We start from the raw sequence: 1,253 nt of genomic DNA, 5'->3' as shown, positions 1-1,253 counted from the left end.
CCCGTGAACCGGCACTTTCGGCCCACGCGGTGGTTACGTGAGTACACAAGTCTGGCGTGGGTCAATGGCTCGAAAGTCGACTGAGCGGACCGCTGAGCGAACCGGCTCGCCCATTGTGGCGGGCCCGCCAGACCCACACGAAGCCGGGCTCTGACCGACGGTGTACATACCACTATGCAAGAAACCTGAACATGAATCCACAACAGGAACCCCATGTGAATCTCCTGAGCGTACCGGGCGGCGTCTTGCCCGTTCCGGCACGCACGCTGGCTGCTCGCGACTACAAGACCTTGGGTCTTGCCGCCCTCGGCGGCACGCTCGAGTTCTACGACTTCGTCATCTACGTCTTCTTCGTCACGGTGCTGGGCGCGCTATTCTTCCCACCCAACATGCCTGATTGGCTGCGACAACTGCAGGCGTTCGGCATTTTCGCCGCCGGCTATCTGGCACGCCCCCTGGGCGGCATCGTGATCGCCCACTTTGGTGACCGGCTTGGCCGCAAGCGCATGTTCACGCTGTCGATCTTGCTGATGGCCGCGCCCACGCTGATGATCGGCCTGCTGCCCACCTACGCCAGCATCGGCGTCGCGGCGCCACTGTTGCTGCTGGCGATGCGCGTGCTGCAGGGCGCGGCCATTGGGGGCGAGATGCCCGGTGCCTGGGTGTTTGTCGGCGAACACGTGCCGAGCCGGCACTACGGTTTCGGCATAGGGACCCTGACCTCGGGCATCACCGGCGGCATTTTGCTGGGTTCGCTCGTTGCGGTCGCCATCAATCGACACTACACGCCAGAACAGGTGAGCGATTTCGCCTGGCGCATTCCCTTCCTTCTGGGCGGCGTGTTCGGACTGGTGTCGGTGTACCTGCGCCGGTTTCTGCATGAGACCCCCGTGTTCCGCGAGCTGGCTGACCACAGCAATCTGGCGCGCGAACTGCCGATCCGCACCGTGCTGCGCGAGCACCGCTCGGCCAGTCTATTCGTCGCACTGCTGACCTGGGTACTTTCGACCTCCATCGTCGTGGTGGTGCTGTACACGCCAGCCTACCTGCAGAAGATCCACCACATACCCGCTGCGCTCGCGCTCGAGACCAATGCGTTCGCCACCCTCACGCTGACCATCGGCTGCGTGATTGTCGGGTGGGCATGCGACCGCATCGGCACCCGTGCCGTCATGCTGATCGGCTGGGGCGGACTTCTCATGACCGCTTACCTCTTATACGGCAGCCTGCCCGGCACGCCTGGCACGCTGTTC

Annotated in this window: 1 protein-coding gene; it reads left to right on the top strand. The window is 63.9% G+C overall.

The window, feature by feature from the left end:
- Positions 1–191: 191 nt before the first annotated feature.
- The coding region (locus CF68_RS06010; RefSeq protein ID WP_051591424.1) for an MFS transporter at positions 192–1,253 on the top strand (1,062 nt) is incomplete at its 3' end.

Origin of the sequence: Cupriavidus sp. SK-4, from assembly GCF_000611125.1 — a bacterium.
In the GTDB taxonomy this organism is placed as follows: Bacteria; Pseudomonadota; Gammaproteobacteria; order Burkholderiales; family Burkholderiaceae; genus Cupriavidus; species Cupriavidus necator.
This window is presented reverse-complemented; position numbering and strand designations above follow the sequence as displayed.